Genomic DNA, 410 nt, shown 5'->3' on the forward strand with positions numbered 1-410 from the left:
CTCGTTCCAGTGGGCAATCCAATCAATAGTACGAGAAATCGCGAAGATAACCGTAAACATTGATACAGGAATACCTATCGATTTCAGAATGATAACTGAATAAGAATCTACGTTCGGGTACAGTTTCTTAGAAACAAAGTATTCGTCAGAAAGAGCGATACGCACAATTTCCATTGCTACATCCAGCAGAGGATCTTTAATGTTCAGCTCTTTTAGAGCTTCGTGACATGTTTCACGCATTACGGTCGCTCGGGGATCTTAGTTCGTGTAAACACGGTGACCGAAGCCCAACAAACGGAATGGGTCATCTTTGTCTGTCGCACGTTCCACGTATTCTGGAATGTTATCCGCGCTGCCGATGTCTTCTAGCATCTTCAGACATGCTTCGTTTGCGCCACCGTGAGCTGGGC

At 45.4% G+C, this 410-nt stretch carries 1 pseudogene; it reads right to left on the reverse strand.

The annotated features are described in order from the left end of the window. A pseudogene (locus UF05_RS05425) lies at positions 1-410 on the reverse strand (citrate/2-methylcitrate synthase); the annotation flags it as partial.

This window comes from Vibrio sp. S457-15 (genome assembly GCF_000960545.1).
GTDB classification, from domain to species: Bacteria; Pseudomonadota; Gammaproteobacteria; order Enterobacterales; family Vibrionaceae; genus Vibrio; species Vibrio parahaemolyticus.